The sequence below is a fragment of the Pradoshia sp. TA40_28 genome, assembly GCF_059694525.1.
This window is the reverse complement of sequence record NZ_JCATZO010000001.1, coordinates 228866-247962: the sequence shown is the minus strand read 5'-3', so window position 1 is coordinate 247962 and position 19097 is coordinate 228866. Positions and strand designations below refer to the sequence as shown.

General features: G+C 33.5%; 16 protein-coding genes. All 16 read right to left on the bottom strand.

The window, feature by feature from the left end; translation table 11 throughout:
* Positions 1–463 precede the first annotated feature (463 nt).
* On the bottom strand, positions 464–1561 hold the full coding sequence (gene wecB, locus AC58NB_RS01135) for a non-hydrolyzing UDP-N-acetylglucosamine 2-epimerase (protein WP_497424967.1): 1098 nt from the start codon (positions 1559–1561) through the stop codon (positions 464–466).
* A 54-nt stretch (positions 1562–1615) separates the two neighbouring features.
* The gene (galE, locus tag AC58NB_RS01130; protein ID WP_497424966.1) at positions 1616–2608 is read right to left on the bottom strand and encodes a UDP-glucose 4-epimerase GalE; all 993 of its coding nucleotides are present in this window, start codon (positions 2606–2608) and stop codon (positions 1616–1618) included.
* 31 nt (positions 2609–2639) lie between these two features.
* Positions 2640–4091 (bottom strand): lipopolysaccharide biosynthesis protein, encoded by a 1452-nt coding sequence (locus AC58NB_RS01125; RefSeq protein ID WP_497424965.1) that lies wholly within the window; start codon positions 4089–4091, stop codon positions 2640–2642.
* A 29-nt stretch (positions 4092–4120) separates the two neighbouring features.
* A complete protein-coding gene (locus AC58NB_RS01120; protein WP_497424964.1) occupies positions 4121–5125 on the bottom strand; it encodes a stealth family protein in 1005 nt (334 codons plus the stop codon).
* A 52-nt stretch (positions 5126–5177) separates the two neighbouring features.
* Entirely contained in the window at positions 5178–6227 is a 1050-nt protein-coding gene (locus AC58NB_RS01115; protein ID WP_497424963.1) for a glycosyltransferase family 2 protein, read from the bottom strand.
* A 15-nt stretch (positions 6228–6242) separates the two neighbouring features.
* Positions 6243–7328 (bottom strand): EpsG family protein, encoded by a 1086-nt coding sequence (locus tag AC58NB_RS01110; protein ID WP_497424962.1) that lies wholly within the window; start codon positions 7326–7328, stop codon positions 6243–6245.
* Between the two features lie 847 nt (positions 7329–8175).
* A complete protein-coding gene (locus tag AC58NB_RS01105) occupies positions 8176–9366 on the bottom strand; it encodes a glycosyltransferase (RefSeq protein WP_497424961.1) in 1191 nt (396 codons plus the stop codon).
* 67 nt (positions 9367–9433) lie between these two features.
* On the bottom strand, positions 9434–10570 hold the full coding sequence (locus AC58NB_RS01100) for a glycosyltransferase family 4 protein (RefSeq protein ID WP_497424960.1): 1137 nt from the start codon (positions 10568–10570) through the stop codon (positions 9434–9436).
* A gap of 238 nt (positions 10571–10808) precedes the next feature.
* A complete protein-coding gene (locus tag AC58NB_RS01095) occupies positions 10809–11951 on the bottom strand; it encodes a glycosyltransferase family 4 protein (RefSeq protein WP_497424959.1) in 1143 nt (380 codons plus the stop codon).
* Entirely contained in the window at positions 11948–12814 is an 867-nt protein-coding gene (locus tag AC58NB_RS01090) for an NAD-dependent epimerase/dehydratase family protein (protein WP_497424958.1), read from the bottom strand. Before AC58NB_RS01090 ends, AC58NB_RS01095 begins: the two co-directional genes overlap by 4 nt.
* The gene (locus tag AC58NB_RS01085; RefSeq protein ID WP_497424957.1) at positions 12811–13446 is read right to left on the bottom strand and encodes a sugar transferase; all 636 of its coding nucleotides are present in this window, start codon (positions 13444–13446) and stop codon (positions 12811–12813) included. Before AC58NB_RS01085 ends, AC58NB_RS01090 begins: the two co-directional genes overlap by 4 nt.
* A 246-nt stretch (positions 13447–13692) precedes the next feature.
* On the bottom strand, positions 13693–15522 hold the full coding sequence (locus tag AC58NB_RS01080) for a polysaccharide biosynthesis protein (protein WP_497424956.1): 1830 nt from the start codon (positions 15520–15522) through the stop codon (positions 13693–13695).
* A 55-nt stretch (positions 15523–15577) separates the two neighbouring features.
* Positions 15578–16453 (bottom strand): UTP--glucose-1-phosphate uridylyltransferase GalU, encoded by an 876-nt coding sequence (gene galU / locus AC58NB_RS01075; protein WP_497424955.1) that lies wholly within the window; start codon positions 16451–16453, stop codon positions 15578–15580.
* Positions 16454–16786: 333 nt separating this feature from the next.
* On the bottom strand, positions 16787–17551 hold the full coding sequence (locus AC58NB_RS01070; protein ID WP_497424954.1) for a tyrosine-protein phosphatase: 765 nt from the start codon (positions 17549–17551) through the stop codon (positions 16787–16789).
* 85 nt (positions 17552–17636) lie between these two features.
* Entirely contained in the window at positions 17637–18389 is a 753-nt protein-coding gene (locus AC58NB_RS01065) for a CpsD/CapB family tyrosine-protein kinase (protein WP_497424953.1), read from the bottom strand.
* Positions 18325–19068, bottom strand: a complete 744-nt coding sequence (locus AC58NB_RS01060; RefSeq protein WP_497424952.1) for a YveK family protein — start codon at positions 19066–19068, stop codon at positions 18325–18327. Before AC58NB_RS01060 ends, AC58NB_RS01065 begins: the two co-directional genes overlap by 65 nt.
* Between the last annotated feature and the right edge of the window lie 29 nt (positions 19069–19097).

The window sequence follows — 19097 nt, the reverse complement described above, 5'->3', positions numbered from 1 at the left end:
TTCATCCTCATAATCATACCAAGTCTTACACTCTGGACACCTAAGCGTTCTATGCTTCAACCTATATCCCTCATTTCTTCACTAAAAGCAATATTACCTATAAAATATCGGTTATATTAAGATAATTTTCTTATCTATGTCGTGAAGAAAGGGTGAATGATTTAGACTTTATACTAAAAATTATGTTTGTTAAGATACTCTCCTTTGTGAAATATCACCATTTCTATACAATCATTTTGGTGGATTTTTTTCAAGAGTGACAACAAGGTTAATTGTTAGAGGTATTTAATCCTTAAGAAGAGCGGAGAGATCTTAAACGATTTCTCCGGTCTTCTTAATCACTTATTTTTTATAATAACTGTAATACGAACTTTCAATCTACTTAGCCCAAAATAAAAGGTAAGTCTTGGTAAAACAACTTCCAGAAAACACCGTTTTTTACAAATTAATAGAGTGGATTATATTATTTACCTTCTAATATATCTGCAATTATTTTACTTGCAAAACCATCACCATATGGGTTACTAGCTTTACTCATTTTTTCATACTCTTCTTTATCTTCTAGGAGTAATTTAAAGTTCTTATAGATATTTTCTTCATTTGTACCTACTAATTTGAGTGTTCCAGCGGCTATTCCTTCAGGCCTCTCAGTAGTATCACGCATAACTAAAACTGGCTTTCCTAAACTTGGTGCTTCCTCTTGGATACCACCACTATCAGTCAATATTAAATAAGACTTAGAAAGGAAATTATGAAAATCTAGCACTTCTAAAGGTTCAATAATTTTCACTCTATCATTTTCCCCTAATATTTCATTTGCCGCCTTCCTGACAGTTGGGTTCATATGTATAGGATAAATAACCTTAATATCCATATGTTCATCCACAATTCTTTTAATTGCTTTAAACATGTTATGCATAGGCTCTCCAAGATTTTCTCTTCTATGGGCGGTTATCATAATGAGTTTGCTATCTGCTGCCCACTCAAGTTGCTCATGTGAATAGTCGTCTCTTACCGTAGTCCTGAGTGCATCAATAGCTGTATTACCAGTCACATAAACAGTTGAAGGATCTTTTCCTTCTTTCAAAAGATTCTGTTTAGACATTTCTGTAGGAGCAAAATTATACTTTGCTATAATACCTACAGCCTGGCGATTAAACTCTTCTGGAAAAGGCGAATAAATATTATAAGTTCTTAGCCCAGCCTCAATATGCCCAACTGGTATTTGTAAGTAAAAACAAGCTAAAGATGTAACAAAAGTTGTAGATGTATCCCCATGGACTAATACCATATCAGGTTTTGATTCTTCCAATATATTCTTCATTTTATTCAAAATATTTATTGTTACATCAAATAGGGTTTGGTTTGCTTTCATAATTGATAAATCATAATCTGGAACTACACCAAAAACTTCCAATACTTGATCTAGCATCTCTCTATGTTGCCCTGTTACACAAACTTTCGTATCCAAGTTTGTTCTAGTCTTTAGTTCTTTTACTAAGGGACACATTTTAATAGCTTCTGGTCTAGTCCCAAATACTATCATCATTTTTTTCTTCATTTTTATCTACCAACTTTTACTTAAGTAATTTACATTAAGAATAATGTTTTTAACTTATTTATGATTTTCCTCAAACCGCCAAGCATCTCGGCACATGGCGGTAATATCACGTTTTGCACTCCAACCTAATTCTCTCTTTGCTTTTGAAGTATCAGCATAGCATGAAGCAATATCACCGAGTCTCTTATCCACAATCTCATAAGGGACCTCAATGCCATTAGCTTCTTTAAAAGCTTTCACTAATTCTAGGACACTAGTACCTTTTCCGGTTCCTAAATTATATACATGAACACCCTCAGTTACATTTTCCAAAGCAGCAACATGACCTTCTGCAAGATCTACTACATGGATATAATCTCTAACTCCTGTTCCATCAACAGTTGCATAGTCATTACCAAAAATCCCTAATTTCTCAAGCTTACCTTTGGCTACCTGAGTTAAATATGGCATAAGGTTATTTGGTATTCCATTTGGATCTTCACCAATTAATCCGCTCTCATGAGCTCCTACTGGGTTGAAGTATCGAAGGATTGATACTGAGAAAGCAGGGTTTGCATTGGCTATATCAGTTAAAATCCGCTCACTCATTGCTTTTGTTTCACCGTACGGATTTGTAGTTGGTAGTAGCTCCATTTCCTCTGTAAATGGCACTTTGTTATCTCCATATACTGTCGCTGATGAACTAAATACAAATCGATTTACACCATATTTCTGACAAGCTTCTAATAGAACCATTGTACTTACTATGTTGTTGTAATAATAGTCTAGCGGTTTTTCTATAGATTCACCTACTGCCTTAAATCCAGCAAAATGGATAACCCCATCAATTTTATGATTTTTAAAAATATTATTAACAACTTCTACATCTGTAACATCAATTTCGTAAAAATCAACTTCCTTTTCTGCAATTTTCATAATCTTTGCAACAGTTTCACTCTTGCTGTTGCAAAGATTATCGGCAATAATGACTGAATGTCCTGCATGCAATAAAGCAACACATGTGTGTGAACCAATATATCCGGCACCGCCCGTTACTAGTATATTCAAAGCTCTCCCTACCCTTTTTAAATTTTATATTTTACTTCCTTGAAAAGAAATATTCTCTAAGTGTCTGTATCAAATAACCGTAACTTTCAAGTTTAAATAGCTTTGAAATAATATAATATAATATAATACCAACTATGATTTGAACAATTAGAGTAAGATATACAGACATATGAACAAATTGAACACTATATACAACTGCTCCCATAAAAATCGAAGATAATAATGAGGGCATTATATCTTTCAACTGTTCAATATAACCATAATTTAAAAGTTTTTTATTCGGATACGCATTAATAAATGTCCCTATTATTCCACTTATGATTCCACCAAATGCAATCGCGTAGATGCCCATATAAAACGTTATCCCTAGCGTAGTAAAATCAACTAGCCTTTTTATGATATTTAGTTTTAAAGAGATATCACTTCTTCCTAACGCGTTGATTGCTTGTTGGTTGGATGTGTGAATTGGGATGAAGGCAACGGCTACACAAAAAATCCTTATAAAAGGAACACTAGGCAGCCATTTATCAGTTAATAAAACTTCAACTAGCGGTTCTGCAACTACAAATAGTCCTGCCATTAACGGAAAAACAATATACGAGCTGATAATAATTGATTTTCGCATCATAGATTTTAATCTTAGTTTATTATCTTGCTGCTTAGCAAAGGCAGGTAACATAACTGATTGAATTGAACCATTAATATTACCAACAATTAATTCTGGTAGTTGTGACCCCCTATTATAATAACCCAGAATTTGTGGGCTATATAACTTTCCAATTAAAATAGTTCTTGTATCGTTATATAAATTGTATAACAACTGCGACAACAAAATTTTCCAACCAAAAGAAAAAAGTCGTTGTATTCTCTTAATTGAGAATACAAGCGTAGGTCTCCACTTTACAGTAAAGTATAGTATTAAAAATAATATTACTTGGTTTATTATTTGCTGATATACCAGTGCCCAGACCCCAAACCCATTATATGCTAGCAGGATACCCGCAATCCCCGAAATAATTAAACCACCTAGACTGCTTAAGAACAATTTTTTAAATTCCATCCTTCTAGATACAATTGCTGTTTGAATGGAAATAAATGCTCCAAAGAATAATATAATAGACAGTACTCTAAGCATACTGGAAAGTTGTGGATTGTTATAAAAGTCACCTATAAAAGGAGCGGTTAAAAATAAAAATGTATAGATAATTCCTGATACACCCAAACTTAGATAAAAAACCGATGAGTAATCAACTTCATTAACATCTTTCCTTTGCACAAGAGCCATGTTAAATCCACTTTGGATAACTGTATTTGCAAAATTTGTAAAAATTGTTAATATAGCAATCGAGCCAAAGTCCTCTGGTAACAATACACGAGCAAGGAGAACTTGAACCAAAAACTGGATAATCTGAGATCCACCACGTTCCATAAATTTCCAAAATAAATTCGTTAGAACATTGAATTTCATACTACTATCTTCCATTATTATCTATCCTTTAAATGATTCTGTTATTAGAGTTCAAAAGTGGATTTTTCGGGAAATATTTTATCAAAATGACTATTCAATTCCTTCATAATAGCCTCAAAATCAATGCTGTCATCGTTATCGTTAATACAAATCATTTTGTATTCTTGCTGTTTGATTGTGCTATAAATTCTTTCTAAATCAATAGGAACACTAAATCCCTTACCATATTCTCTCATATTAATTGGATAAAATCGGCCGCTCGCGAATTGCCAATAACGAAAGATATATTGATTTATATCTTCCATACTTCTAAATTTATTTTTTGAAGTTTTATCTAGTTCACTATGAAGCTTTTCCCATGCATCCTGCAAAGTCGATTTTAAATAAGGCGCTGGTAAATGATCATAAATAAAGGAAGGAAATTCATTCTTATCTAAAATAGAATAAAGAATGTTTCTCAAGCTACCCTTTACTCCATATTTTAAATTTATAAACTTTGTGAAATGGGCTTTTACAACTTTATTTTTATTGAAATACTGATTTAAGGCACTACTATTATTTAATAAAATATAATTAAAGGTTGATTGTGGCACAGTTTGAAGCTGACACATTCTAACACTGTCACATGGCATTCCACTTTTAAAATAATCCTCCGGCTTAACCCTATTTATGATAAACATATCGTCGTTAAAATAAACAAACTGATTCGATAATCCCTCTATTCTATGTAAATTTAACTCAATCGGGTGGGAACTAAATGTTGGCAAGTATTCTTTGGGCATAAAGTCTGAATGCTTTACAATATTTAGCTTAGGATGATCTATTTTTAACCAATTCGGTAAATGACCGTACGTAACAAAATGGATTCTATTTACCCAAGGTGCATACTTTTCTACCCCACGAAACCAGTACTGTAAGTTATTCCAATCTCGGTACCTATTAATAGAGACATTCTCCTTTTCATTCGGAGAAAACTTTATCTTTTCCTTTTGCCATTCGGGGTCATTTCCATCTACCCATAAAAGCACAAAATCGATTTTATTTTCCATATATTCTTTCTCCTCTTTACCTTTCATGTACCTTTTATGTCAATGGTCTAAATTACAATTTAATTACGTCCTTTTTCCTCATTATTCGGTACCCCTTTAGTATCAAGTTCAACAATGTAATCTGTTTCCTTCTCAATAACCATAAATATATTTTTGTATTAATGGGAATCCCCTTTAATGGAATAACATGTAAAGCATGATTTATTTCATCATTTGAAAGTATATTCTTAATATAATTTTGTTTTTCTCGACTATTTTTTTTATTTGATTTATTGAGCTCATTATCGATTGCTCCAATTGTAAGATACGCTAGATAATAGTCAAGTTGAACAGATAAATCATAAATATTTTTTTCAGCAATTATTTCTTTAAGTAGTATGTGCAATGTCATAATACCTTCAAAAAACTTATCATCATATTTCTTAGTCATTGACAAGGAATTTTGACGGTAGTGATAAAGATACTTTTTATCTAAAATATAGATACTAGTCGCATCAAGTAAAGATGGATATGTGCAAGCTGCATCTTCGCCCATACGAATGTTACTATCTACCCTATATTGATTAATCTCCAAAATTTCCTTTTTAAATATTTTATTCCAGACTGCTGGGTACAATCCAAATTCAAAAAAATGGCCTGAATAGAGCATAAAAGGATAGATATATTTTTTCATTGCCTCTTTATCATAATAACCTGGAGCTATATTTTGTGTTAATTTTATCTCTACATTAGGATAACTCTCTAAAATATCGCATATCACGATATCAGCATCGTGATATTTAGAAGCTGAACAGAGTAATTCGAACATATCCTTTTCTATCCAATCATCACCATCTACATAACCTATATATGTTCCACATGCAGCCTCTAATCCTGTTTTACGTGCATCTACTAGTCCTCCATTTTTTTTATGAATTACCCTTACTCTGTCGTCTTTTAATGCATATTCATCACAAATAGCAGGACAATTATCCGGAGATCCGTCATCAACTAAAATTAATTCAAAGTCTTTAAAAGTCTGTTCTAATATACTATTAATACACTTGTGTAAATATGGTTCTACTTTATAAATTGGTACAATTATACTTAAGTATGGCTCCATTATTTTCCTCCTCTACTATAATAATATCCACTCGTAAGGGAAAGTTCCTCCGTTATTCAAGAAATACATATAGTAAAAATAATAACCTACATACCAAATAGTGTAATAACCCCCAACAATCAGTCTTTCAGATTTATCGTTTATGGATTTAACTAGTATTGGTATAAGAATAATTTGAATGATTTCTGAATAAATCGTCAACCTTATTGCAAAGTCACTAAAATACCCCATAAATTGCAATGGAATTTGCAATATGAATAAATCAATAAGGATGTCATATTTTTTTCCTTTACTAATTATTTGCTTTCTAAAAAATAATATAGGTAATAATACTGGCAGGATAAGGATTAAAAATCCAAAGCCTACACCATTTTCTGTAACCGAATAGGAATGCAAATATTTAGCAAAAACAGGCATCCGAATCACTAATTCCATTAAGGGTACAGCTATAATAAATGAACAAATAATTGCTAAATAATACATTATTTTTTTTAATAGTGATAACCCATTCCTTTTAAATCCAATTAGATAATATAATAAACAAATATATGCACTTGTATGAATTTGTGAGGCAATGAGAATAAAAAACAAGTACTTGATTGGCTTACGCTCTAAAATAAAGCGAAATGAATAAAGCACTATAGCTGCAGCAAGCATTTGTCTCATGATATTGAGTGAAGTAGAGTAATATGATAAATAAAAAATCATCATGACAGCAGCTATACTAAGATTGGATTTATAATAATCTGCAGTCATAAAAATGAACATTAATGTTAAAAAAGAAACAAATAAAAATAATCCCCATTCTCCAAAAGTTAACTCTGCAATTCGATTAATTAGAAGAAACAGTGGTTCACTTAAAGCTGAATCAAATATATCCTTTATCGAAAGACCTTTAGTTGCATTGTATATAGATAAATAATTGTAAAAATCCGTGCCAACTCCATTTCGTACGGAAGCTAAAAAGACTGGAACTCCAACGATAAATATCATCCATATCACTTTACTACTAGATTTCTGAGATAAAGTGTTACTATTAAATTTTATAAATCTTTTCTGATAAATAACAGCCATGATAGCAGAGATTATAAAAGAAGACATATAGGTAAAAAGCGAAATGATCAAAGAAACACATCCTATTTAAATCAAAGTGTACGTTATTGGGAAACAAGCTAGAAACTGAGACATCTTCATTTGAAATCTTATCAAATTTAATATTTTCTTTTATCGTATTTATATTTTTACTATGTTCAATATATCTGCTTGTCCATTTCGTGATTGTAGAAATTCTTTTTCATTTTATATTTGTATTTTCTTTCCCAAGTTAAAACTTTTACATTATAACCTGCTTAAGAGGCAATCAACCTCCTTTTCAATTCGTGAGTCGGAATCTACAGAATTGGAACGCAACAATATTACACTCACTTTCTTCACAGATTAAATTCCTCATATAACAGTTATAATATTTCACATCAGTTTTCCATTCACTTCTCTTAATTCGTTCTTGTAAATACTGATTTACCAAATGAAGGTTGAGTCGGCTAAACTTTCTCCTGATTTCTTTAGATTTATATAATTGAACGATTGCATCGGTAAATTGTTATCGTTAAACTTTTTACTTACAAATCTATTTTATCCATGATTCACCAAATCACTATTTCCTCTTGAATTTGTAACAATCAGTGGTTATGCAGTTGCCAAGGCTTCTATAACATTGACTGATAAGCTTACTTGTCTTGACGATGATACGGCTATATCAGATAATCCCATCAGGTTAGGAACGTCCGTGCGATACCCTAAAATTCAGCTTATCTACTAGTTCGCTATAGTTGTTTTAATGGACCGTCTCCAACCAAAAAATACTATTGGACATTTAGCTTTTAATTAGATCAATACCGTTAATTAACAATTTTTGATTTTTCTGTAGCTTAGCTCAAAAACTCTTTGATTATTTTTCGTATTCTGTATCCAGAATAGTCTTCAATTGATGCTTTGCTATTTTATTTGTATATGGATTTTCAGTAATATATCTTTCTAATTCATAGATTTTATTACCATGTTTTAAAATCCCTTTTAATTTTGAATATATAGACTCCTCATCCATCTCAACAATAATACCATTAACTCCATTTATTATTTGTTCAGTAGCTGCAGCAAAATTAGTTGTTAGCACTGGTGTACCTAAAATTAACGATTCCCCTATCACCATAGGATAACCTTCATACTTAGAAACCAATATGAATAAAGAACTTGCTTTAATATATGGATATGGATTTTGTTGATTACCAACAAAGTTAATATATTCCTCTACGCCTAATTCTTCCACCTGTTTCTTTAGTAAATTTAAATCAGGGCCATCTCCTACTATGGTCCATCGGAAATTACTGACATTAGATTGTAGTAATCTATTTACAATTTCAGGAATTATGTTTAATCTCTTTGGATCATTATTTATTCTAGACACTGTAATAAGAGAATATCTGTCTGCATATGTTTGTATAACTTTTTCATTGCTTAAACGTTTAATTTTATTTATTGGAAAGAAGTTATAAACAGTTACTACTTTAGTAGCATATTCAGGCAAGAATTTTTTGAACTTCTCTGATACAGCATTCGATACACACACTATATAGTCGTAGTCTTTATACTTATTTCTACAATCCTCTTGGTTAAAATTTGCCAATATTGGATCGGTGTGAATCCAAGCTATTTTTTTTCTAGCTCGCACGAAATTAGATACATATTGGTTTGTACCTTGGTTAAAATAGTTATTGGGAAGATCATTAAAATATGAAATCGCAAAATCATATTCACCTGTATTTTTCTCCAATTTAAATAAAAATTGATAAAATCTTTTGGGTCCTATTAATCTAACTAGTAACATCAAAATCAATCTTAACAACTTATCAAAAAAAGTTCCCTCACTTTTAATAATAGAAAATGGCGTAGCGGCTAAACGTAACAAGCGCTTCCCTTTAATGATATTTACATTTTTCGGAACTTCCTTTAACATGGAGCCATCCCCAAAAACAAATAGATCAATATTATATTGGTCATTACTTATTACATCTAACATATTTATTAACGCGCGTTGGATTCCGCCTGTCTGGAAATTCTGTGCAACAATTAATAATTTCATATGCTCACCTCTTTATTTAGAAGTTATTAACTACATTTGTTACATAAAAATCAATTGTCTATACTCTTTACGCATTTTCACACAATTCACTATATAATTCTATAAGCCTTTTTTCCATTTCCGTCCAACTGTACTCATTTAAATATAGTTGTTTCATCTTCCTGGATATTTCAGGCCATTCATCTTTTCGCTTAACTAAATTTTCTAATGCAACTTTAAGATTATCAGTCTTATACTCAATTACTTCACCGATACTATGGTGAGTTACAATATAATCTACTCCTGTATTTCTCGCCATAATTATTGGTTTGCCTAGCATTAATGCTTCATAAAATTTGTTGGGCGCTGCATAATAATGATTAGATACAGTTGGATCATATATTGCTACCATAATGTCACAACTTTTCTCTAAAGCTAGGGTTCTTCTGTATGGTAATTTTCCGTAAAACTTAATGTTGTCTAATGTTTTTGATAAATCAATAAAATAATTTTCATACTTTCCAAATCCCCCAATATGAAATTCATAATTCATATTGTCTTTAACTATATTTGCAATTTCTTTTATAAATCTACCATCTGCTAAAATTCCCACATAGACAATCTTTATCTTATTTTTATTTAAATTAAGAACTTCTGGTCCTATTTTAACTTTAGGCGGTGTATTATGGATTACAGTTAATTTGTTAGGCTTAGTTCCTTTTATTTGTTCTTTTCTCTTTTCTGTACATATAATGACTGCATCTGCACTATTAATAATCTTATGATCACTAGATTTGATTATTTTTTTTAGGAAATTCGGCACATTAAAAGAGTCAACATAATAATCAAATATATCATAAACAAACTTCTTTTTAAGAAACTTGGCTATTTTAGATGATACATAAGCTGTATCAAAATCACACGCATGTATAACATCATATTTATCTCTATTTTTATATAACCAAATACCTAATCTGATTTGAAATTTCATTAATGGTACCAGGTTTTTTTTTAATCCTCCACCATAAGATGCCAAAATGCCCACCCTATGAATGATAACTGATCCATTTTCTAAGTTTAATACATTGTCTTTAGTTCTATATTTGTTACTCCTATCCCAGGCTAATATTTCTACTTCATGCCCAGCTTTTAATAAGCTATTCACTTCCTTTTCAACCCTTGAATCCGGGTCAACAGGATTGGAGCGGACAAAGATAACTTTCATAATATCACCAACTTATCCCCATAATTGTTTTAATACTTTGTGTTTATAAACTCATTCTAAAAACAAATAATTCAATAGATAAGCCTATATAACACTAAATATTCGAGTGATTTATTTGGTATAGAGGCTTCAAAAAACAAGCTTCTAAAGCATAGAAAACCTTTTTTATCGTTATCTGTTTATACTTATCTATGGATATCTGTTGAGCCTAGTTTATCGTTTACTTGAACACTGTAAGTCAGTCTCTACTATAAATCTTTAGCATGTGTTCCTTTACATTTTCCGCACTGAATTTTTCTATATAATTCCTATTGAATTCCCCATATGTTTTTCTTGTATTTTTATTATTTACTAACTTTTCAATACTATCTTTAAATCCATGCACATTTTCACTATCTACTAAATATCCACCTTGATTATTCTGAATAAGATCTACATTTCCACGAATCCTACTGCCAATGCAAGGAAGCCCAGCAGCTAAAGCTTCCATTAAAGCGACTGATAAACCCTCTCTTTTTGAAGGCAAACAAAATATATCTGCCACTTTTAATACTTCTTTTATGTCATTTCGATACCCAGCAAAGATCACCTTATCTTCGATATTTAATTCTTGAGCTAGTCTTGTTAAGCATTCCCTTTTTTCACCAATTCCACAAATCATATATTTATATGAAGCATTAATTTTAGCTAGAGCTTTTATCACTACTTCATGATTTTTATTATCATTAAGTTCGCCGACAGATAATAATAAACAGTCATCATTCGATACACCAAGTTCTTTTCGCTTTTCTTCAACATTTACATTAATACTATTAATTTCATCTACATGAATTCCTATTCCAGGGACATAACATGTTTCATTAACTTTCAATCGATTTCCCTGTTTGAAATCCTCACTATTAATGGTAATCAGTGTATCAGTAAACATAGCACAATATTTTTCAATAGGATAAAATATCATCCAATTAAGCTTAGGTGCACCTTTATAAAAATGAAATCCGTGTGCGGTGTATATAACCTTTGTTCCTTCTTTTCGACTATTTTTGCTAGCCAATCTTGCAATGACTCCACCTATAGGGGAATGGCAGTGAACAATATCATACTTATTATTTTCTATTAATGTTTTTGTTAGTCTATAAGCCATGAACATGTCCTTTATCAAAGATATCTTTCTTGGCACAGGAATGTGATAAGTATTTACTCCAATTTTATCCAATTCTCTTTTTAGTTCATTTACTCTTTCTTGAGATGTAGTACTTCCAAACTCAAAGTTACAAGCAACATCAACCTTGTATCCTAATTCCTGAAGTATATAAATATTATCCATATTAAACTGATCGATCATTGAGGCAACAGAAGCATATATTAGCGCTTTTTTCACCACTTTGCCTCCGTTTTTTCAATAGAACTTCGTAAATCTACTACATGATAGGAGTCCTTATCATATTTAGATAAACATTTATCATATACTAAATTTCCAAATGCCTTATTAATTATTCCAAACTTCAAACCAATAATATTTAAAAATGGATTAAATAATTTTGTAAGTATAATCTTCTTACCATGCACCTCGGCTATCAACTTTACCATGTCACTGGTCCTGACATACTCACTATTCTGTGGAAAGAATAGGCCACTTTCTTTTTCATCAATCATTAACCTAATAAACTCACAAAGGTTATCGATATGAAGCATGCTACGCTGGTTCTCAATGTCAGGAAAAAAAGGTAACTTACGAGCTGCTTTTGCAAGTATAGGGTAGTTCCCTTTAGAGCCTTTTCCATATATCATTGGTGGTCTTATAATAACAACTTTGAAATTATCATTTTGCAGTCCTCTAATACCTTGTTCCGCTTGTAGTTTGCTATTTCCATAAAAATTACTTGGTGTAGGCACTGTAGTCTTTGTTATTATTTTCTTTTCTCTACTACTGTCTCCATATACGATAATACTGCTCATAAATATAAACTGTTTTACACCTTCTGCTTTAGCTTTCTTAGCAATTTCTATTGTAAGATCGCGATTAACTTTATAGTATAAATCTTCCAATTTGGGGTCTGTTGAAACATGTGCTACTCCAGCTACATGGAAAATCACGTCATACTCAGATAAACTAATCTCTCTCCAAGAATCATCTCTTAAACTAATCTTATCGATTAGATATCTATTAGGGTAATTCCCTAGCCATTCCTTTAGGCTGTTCCCAACATAACTGTTTATACCTGTTATCAATATTTTTTTCATTTAGGAACGCTCTCCTTATTGCTCAATAAATTCTTTTTCTCAATAGTTCCCGTCCCACCTTCAATAACGCCATCACTCTTAACGACACTTATGATGGTTCCAATGAAACACTTAACATCCATTACAAAATTAATATTTTTAACATATTCACCATCCAACTTTGCTTTTATTTCTATAGGAAGTTCATCTCTTCCATTAATTTGCGCCCAACCAGTCAGTCCAGGTTGGACATTATTTGCACCATATTTATCCCGTTCTGCAATTAAGTCATATTGATTCCACAACGCTGGCCTAGGCCCAATAATACTCATCTGACCAACTAGAATATTCCAAATTTGTGGTAGCTCATCTAATGAAGTCTTTCTCAAAAACTTACCTACTTTAGTAATATACTGATCAGGGTTTTTTAGTAAATGAGTTGGAGTGTCCTTTGGTGTATCCATCCTCATCGTTCGAAACTTCAAAATATTGAAATGCGTCTTATGGATTCCAATACGTTTTTGTTTAAATAGAATCGGACCTCTTGAATCAAGTTTAATAGCAATAATTAAAATCAAAAGAAATGGTGACAAAATTATTAGGCCAATTGAAGATAGTAAGATATCTATCAATCTTTTAATCTTCATATACATTATGTAACACTCCTTTAAATTTATTCTTTAGTAGATTAGGATTTAATTCGAAAAATTATCATTCCAGTTAACTACTAAGCTACTAAAGACACTCTTAACCTCTCAAACACATTTAAGGTTGCTAAAAGTTGGTTAGTGAATCAATTTTTCACATTCACTAACCAACGATTACCCCTAATTATCTAAACAACGATATTGTTATTTGTGAAGGTAAAAATAGTTAGGCTTACTTTTTTTCACTAATCCCTAACTACCAATCATTAAAGAATGTTTTTCACTAAACTTCGTGTTTGCAATCCCAACAAGCGTTTCTTTCATCTCAATCGAATTCATATCAAGAAGAGTCTCAATCACCTCATAAAGTTCGCGCTTCTCCATCGGCTGAGCTTTCCCAATAAAAATCTTAGGAAACACCTGATCTTTTTGAACCTCATTCTCATTAAGAAGCTCTTCATACATTTTCTCACCAGGCCTTAAACCAGAGAATTGCATTCCAATCTCATCAACAGAATATCCTGAAAGGGTGATTAGATTTTTAGCAAGGTCAACAATTTTAACCGGTTCCCCCATATCCAAGACAAATATTTCTCCTCCACGTGCCAATGTCCCAGCTTGTATCACAAGCCTTGAAGCTTCTGGAATTGTCATAAAATATCTCGTTATATCAGGATGCGTTACCGTTATAGGACCGCCGGCTTGAATTTGTTTCTTAAACAATGGAATAACACTGCCGCGACTACCCAACACATTTCCAAACCGTACCGCCACAAACTTCGTCTTACTTTCCTTTGCCAAATTCTGAATAATCATTTCAGCAAAACGCTTCGTTGCCCCCATAACATTTGGAGGGTTTACTGCCTTATCAGTTGAAATCATGACAAAAGTACCAACACCAAATATATCTGCCGCTTCTGCAACATTCCGAGTGCCAAACACATTATTTTTCACTGCTTCTCTCGGGTTATACTCCATCATTGGAACATGTTTATGCGCTGCCGCGTGATAAACAACGTCTGGTTTGTATTTATCCATCACATCAAAAATTCGATTTCGATCCTGTATATCTGCAATAATGGGAATAATCTCAATCGATTTTCCGTATTGTTTCCGTAATTCCATATCAATTAAATAAATGCTATTTTCACCATGTCCCAGTAAAAGGAGTTTATCAGGTGTAAACTTGCAAATCTGACGGCATATTTCCGATCCAATCGATCCGCCGGCACCAGTAACTAGAATTGTTTTTCCTTTTACATATTCAGATATGGTCTCAATATCTAGCTGAATTGGTTCACGGCCCAATAAATCTTCAACCTCAACATCTCTAAACTGTGTGACTGATACATTTCCGGACATAATCTCTTCAATCATGGGCATAATTTGAACCTTTGCCATTGTTTTCGAGCATTCTTCATAAATTCGCTTGATCTCTCCCTTTGACAGAGAAGGAATTGCAATAATGATAACTTCAACCTCATGTAAGGCAACAGCCATTGAGATATCTGCAGTCTCACCTACTACTGGTAAACCATGGATTTGGAGCCTTTGTTTATTTGGGTCATCATCAATAAAGGCTACTGGTGCTAAATCAGCATCCACCTTTTGAAGCAGCTGTCTCGCTACCATGGTTCCGGCTGCACCGGCTCCGATAATTAACGTCCGCTTTTTTGAATGGTCACTGATAGCCATATAACGGTCCCTGTATACTCTCCAGGAGAATCGCGACCCCCCAATTAGCAGGATATGAAGCATCCAGGTAATCCCCAATGCACGTACATAAACATCTTGAAAAACAATCAGTTGAATGATGGCAGTTGTTAAAATCGTGAACGTTACAGCTTTTACAATTGCAAATAACTCTCGTACACTCGCGTACTCCCATGCTTTGTTATAAAGTCTATAAATAAATGCATATACATGATGGCTGATTAACAGAGCAAGGGAGGTGATTAGTAAAGTTTCCTTTTTAAAAATTCCCAAATACGGATGGAGAACCAGGTAACTGCAATAAATAGCTGTTAACACGATGATGGAGTCTAATAATACCAATGTGGTTAGCCTTTTACGGTATGTCACGTTTTACCCTCTCCTCTAAAAAAGACCGGCATATGCCGATCTTTTTCCATACAAATTATTTTTTCACTACATTTAATTTTTCTTCCATAAAGCGCAATAAATCATTGCGCAAGGATGAATCCTGAAGGGCAAATTCAATCGATGTTTCAATAAACCCTAGTTTCTCACCGACATCATAACGTTTCCCATCAAAATCATAGGCAAATACTCGTTGTATTTCATTCAGTTTTTGAATTGCATCTGTCAGCTGAATCTCTCCACCTGCCCCTATGTTTTGCTCACCAAGGAATGCAAAGATTTCTGGACGTAAAATATAACGGCCCATTATAGCTAAATCAGACGGCGCAGTTCCTTTTTCTGGTTTCTCCACAAAGTTCTTCACCTGATAGCGGCGCCCGTTTTGCTCAATTGGATCGATAATGCCGTATCGATTGGTATCTTCCATTGGCACGTGCTGTACACCTATAATAGAAGAAAATGTTTTCTCATATTCATCCATCAATTGACGAAGGCATGGCTTGTCTGCCTGGACAATATCATCACCAAGTAAGACCGCAAATGGTTCGTTGCCAATAAAATTACGTGCACACCAAATGGCATGACCCAATCCTTTTGGCTCTTTTTGGCGAATATAATGGATATCGACCTTGGAAGGAGCTTGCACTTTTTCGAGAAGATCAAACTTGCCCTTTTCCATCAAGTTATTCTCTAAATCATACGCATGATCGAAATGGTCCTCGATGGATCTCTTTCCTTTACCGGTCACGATAATAATATCCTCTATCCCGGATTCAATCGCTTCTTCTACAATATATTGAATGGTCGGCTTATCGACGATTGGAAGCATTTCTTTTGGCATCGCCTTTGTGGCTGGCAGGAATCGTGTTCCGAGTCCAGCAGCTGGTATAATTGCTTTTCTTACTTTTTGCAAAGGTAAATCTCCTCCTAAAGTTTTATCCAAACACGCATTTTATGGGTACATATTATCAAATTATCAAAATAAACTAAAAACATTAGACAATTTATATAAATGTGTTTAATAATTCTAAGTAAGGGTAATTTCCCAAAAGCGCTTTATAATCTTACAAATTATTTTATATGAAATACTCAGAATTTTAATTTTAAAACAAATGGGCATCTAACCCACCCTCACACCATACTATTGATGACTACTTGCATCTAAGGAAGCTTTTCCTACCTCCCACAGTATGGTCGAGTGTCTCCTTTGATAAAGGTTAGGAGGCATCACCTACATGATCTATCATTAAAAAAGCCCTAAAAACTTACGCTGTCTGACTGGCTGAGGCATTTCTCTCATGATTGTTTGCCCGCTAATGAGTAACTCTGCATTTTCTTCAAAATAATAGATTTGGTCTAATCCGAACTGTTTTTCTAGTTCATCCAATGCTTGATTCATCCAAAACTGTCTGGTTGAAACATTATGTGCATCAGATGCCACGAAATGAATCAAGTTAGATGATAGTAAATCCATAGATACTTTCTTAATTTTCTTGCCAAACTTACCGGCGATACTGCCGCATGTAAGCTGGGTACTAACACCTCTCTGAACAAAGTCGTAGAGGAGATTTGGATTCTCAACTATGGCCATGTTCCGTTCGGGATGAACGAGGATAGGGTTGATTCCTTTTTGCTGCAGTTCAAAAAATAACGTATTAGCATACCTTGGTATATGATTTGAAGGAAATTCAATCAAGAGATAAGAGGAATTGTTTACGGTTTGGATGAAGCCCTGCTCGAAATCATCGAGCAATTCACCATACACCCTGACCTCCTGGCCAGGTAGGATATTTAACGGTATTTGGCTTTTCTCCAATTGTTCTTTTAAATGATCAATCTCAGCTAATATGTTTGTTCTTGTATTTTCGTATGCACCATTTTTATGATGCGGGGTTGCGATGATTGTGTCGATTCCTTCGCTGACGGCAAGCCTCGCCATATCCATCGAATCTTCTAAACTCTGTGCACCATCATCTAAACCTGGCAAGATATGACTATGTATGTCAATCATTTTGTCATGCAACCCCTCACTGTATATTTATTCCAATCATTGAACCCATCTTACTCACTTTTTGCAGAAAAGTCTAGTAAGCTACCTATTTTTTACCATAATAATAGTACGTATTGTCCTTCATTTTCCTGTTATTGAGAACAGCTCCTAGGATTTTAACCCCAGTATTCGTTAAAAGTTCTTTTGTTTTAATCGCATCATCTATCTGTGTACGTCCGCTGCTCACCACCAGCACGACACCTTGGCAAAGATTCGCAATGATTTGCGCATCCGTAACGGCTGTAACCGGTGGGGTATCAATAATTATGACATCAAACTCTTCCTTTGCCTTATTGATCAATTCCCCCATTGCTCTTGATGACAATAACTCAGCCGGATTCGGTGGTAATGGTCCGCTTGTTAACACATGTAACCCTAAAGGTTCAACAACCTGTAAGGCTTTTTCAAACTCTATTTGTTTCGTCAATACACTTGTTAATCCTAGGCTGTTCGTAAATGAGAACGTATAATGCGAAGAAGGTTTACGCAGGTCAGCATCTATGAATAAAGTCCTTTTTCCCTGCTGGGCGAATACAACCGCAATATTCGCAGCTGTCGTTGATTTCCCCTCTGTTGGTCCTGAGGAAGTAATCATAATCGTTTGCATTTCCTCGTCTACGAAAGAAAACTGGATATTTGTCCTCAAGGTACGGAATTGTTCTGAAATCGGTGATTTAGGTTCCAAATAGGTCACAAGCTTCCGTTGATTGCCATTCCCAAGCTGTTTATTTTTCTTACGCGCCACGTGGTTCACCTCTTCCTGATCTCTTCGCTCTTCCTCTTGCTTCCATTTGCGCATTACTTTCTTCAATGACACCAATCACGCCAATTACAGGTAAATCTAGAATTCGTTCAATATCCTGCTCGGTTTTGATGGTATTATCCAAGTACTCCATCAAGAAGGATATCCCCACACCAATCATTAATCCTACGACCAATGCAATGGCTATATTCATAAGCGGTTGCGGCTTAATTGGTGAAGCATTGTCTGAAACCGTTGCTTTCGCAAGGATGCTAACATTATCGACATTCATAATATTGACGATCTCTTCTTTGAAAATTTCCGCTGTCGTATTTGCTATATTTGCAGCCATATGCGGATCTTCATCTGTAACCGATACATTTACTACTTGAGATTCCTGTTCGCTGGCTACCGTTATTTTATTTGTGAGCTCGCTCGCGGATAGGTTCAAATCCAGTTCTTCAATCACCTTATCCAATATAACCGGGCTCTTCATAATGACATTGTATGTTTCGATGAGTTGTAGATTCGTTTGAACCATGTTTTGACTATATACTGATTCTTCACTCTGCGTTTGATTAACGAGCAGCTGTGTAGAAGATTGATAGATTGGAGTCAAAATAAAAAAGCTTGTTACTCCACTTATCAAAACTGCCAAAACGGTGATCATGATGATGAACCATGCACGTTTTTTTAAGGTTTCAAACAAATCCTTCAAGCTGATAGTTTCTTCCATTTCATCCTCCGATTAACATAATATTAAAC

Excerpts from the sequence above, each read along its gene's own strand:
- AC58NB_RS01125 (WP_497424965.1), bottom strand. The coding sequence starts at position 4,091 with ATGGAAGATAGTAGTATGAAATTCAATGTTCTAACGAATTTATTTTGG.
- AC58NB_RS01070 (WP_497424954.1), bottom strand. The coding sequence starts at position 17,551 with ATGATTGACATACATAGTCATATCTTGCCAGGTTTAGATGATGGTGCA.
- AC58NB_RS01105 (WP_497424961.1), bottom strand. The coding sequence starts at position 9,366 with ATGAAATTATTAATTGTTGCACAGAATTTCCAGACAGGCGGAATCCAA.
- wecB (WP_497424967.1), bottom strand. The coding sequence starts at position 1,561 with ATGAAGAAAAAAATGATGATAGTATTTGGGACTAGACCAGAAGCTATT.
- AC58NB_RS01090 (WP_497424958.1), bottom strand. The coding sequence starts at position 12,814 with ATGAAAAAAATATTGATAACAGGTATAAACAGTTATGTTGGGAACAGC.
- AC58NB_RS01115 (WP_497424963.1), bottom strand. The coding sequence starts at position 6,227 with ATGGAGCCATACTTAAGTATAATTGTACCAATTTATAAAGTAGAACCA.
- AC58NB_RS01100 (WP_497424960.1), bottom strand. The coding sequence starts at position 10,570 with ATGAAAGTTATCTTTGTCCGCTCCAATCCTGTTGACCCGGATTCAAGG.
- AC58NB_RS01065 (WP_497424953.1), bottom strand. The coding sequence starts at position 18,389 with ATGCGCAAATGGAAGCAAGAGGAAGAGCGAAGAGATCAGGAAGAGGTG.
- AC58NB_RS01060 (WP_497424952.1), bottom strand. The coding sequence starts at position 19,068 with ATGGAAGAAACTATCAGCTTGAAGGATTTGTTTGAAACCTTAAAAAAA.
- AC58NB_RS01085 (WP_497424957.1), bottom strand. The coding sequence starts at position 13,446 with ATGTATATGAAGATTAAAAGATTGATAGATATCTTACTATCTTCAATT.
- AC58NB_RS01120 (WP_497424964.1), bottom strand. The coding sequence starts at position 5,125 with ATGGAAAATAAAATCGATTTTGTGCTTTTATGGGTAGATGGAAATGAC.
- AC58NB_RS01110 (WP_497424962.1), bottom strand. The coding sequence starts at position 7,328 with ATGTCTTCTTTTATAATCTCTGCTATCATGGCTGTTATTTATCAGAAA.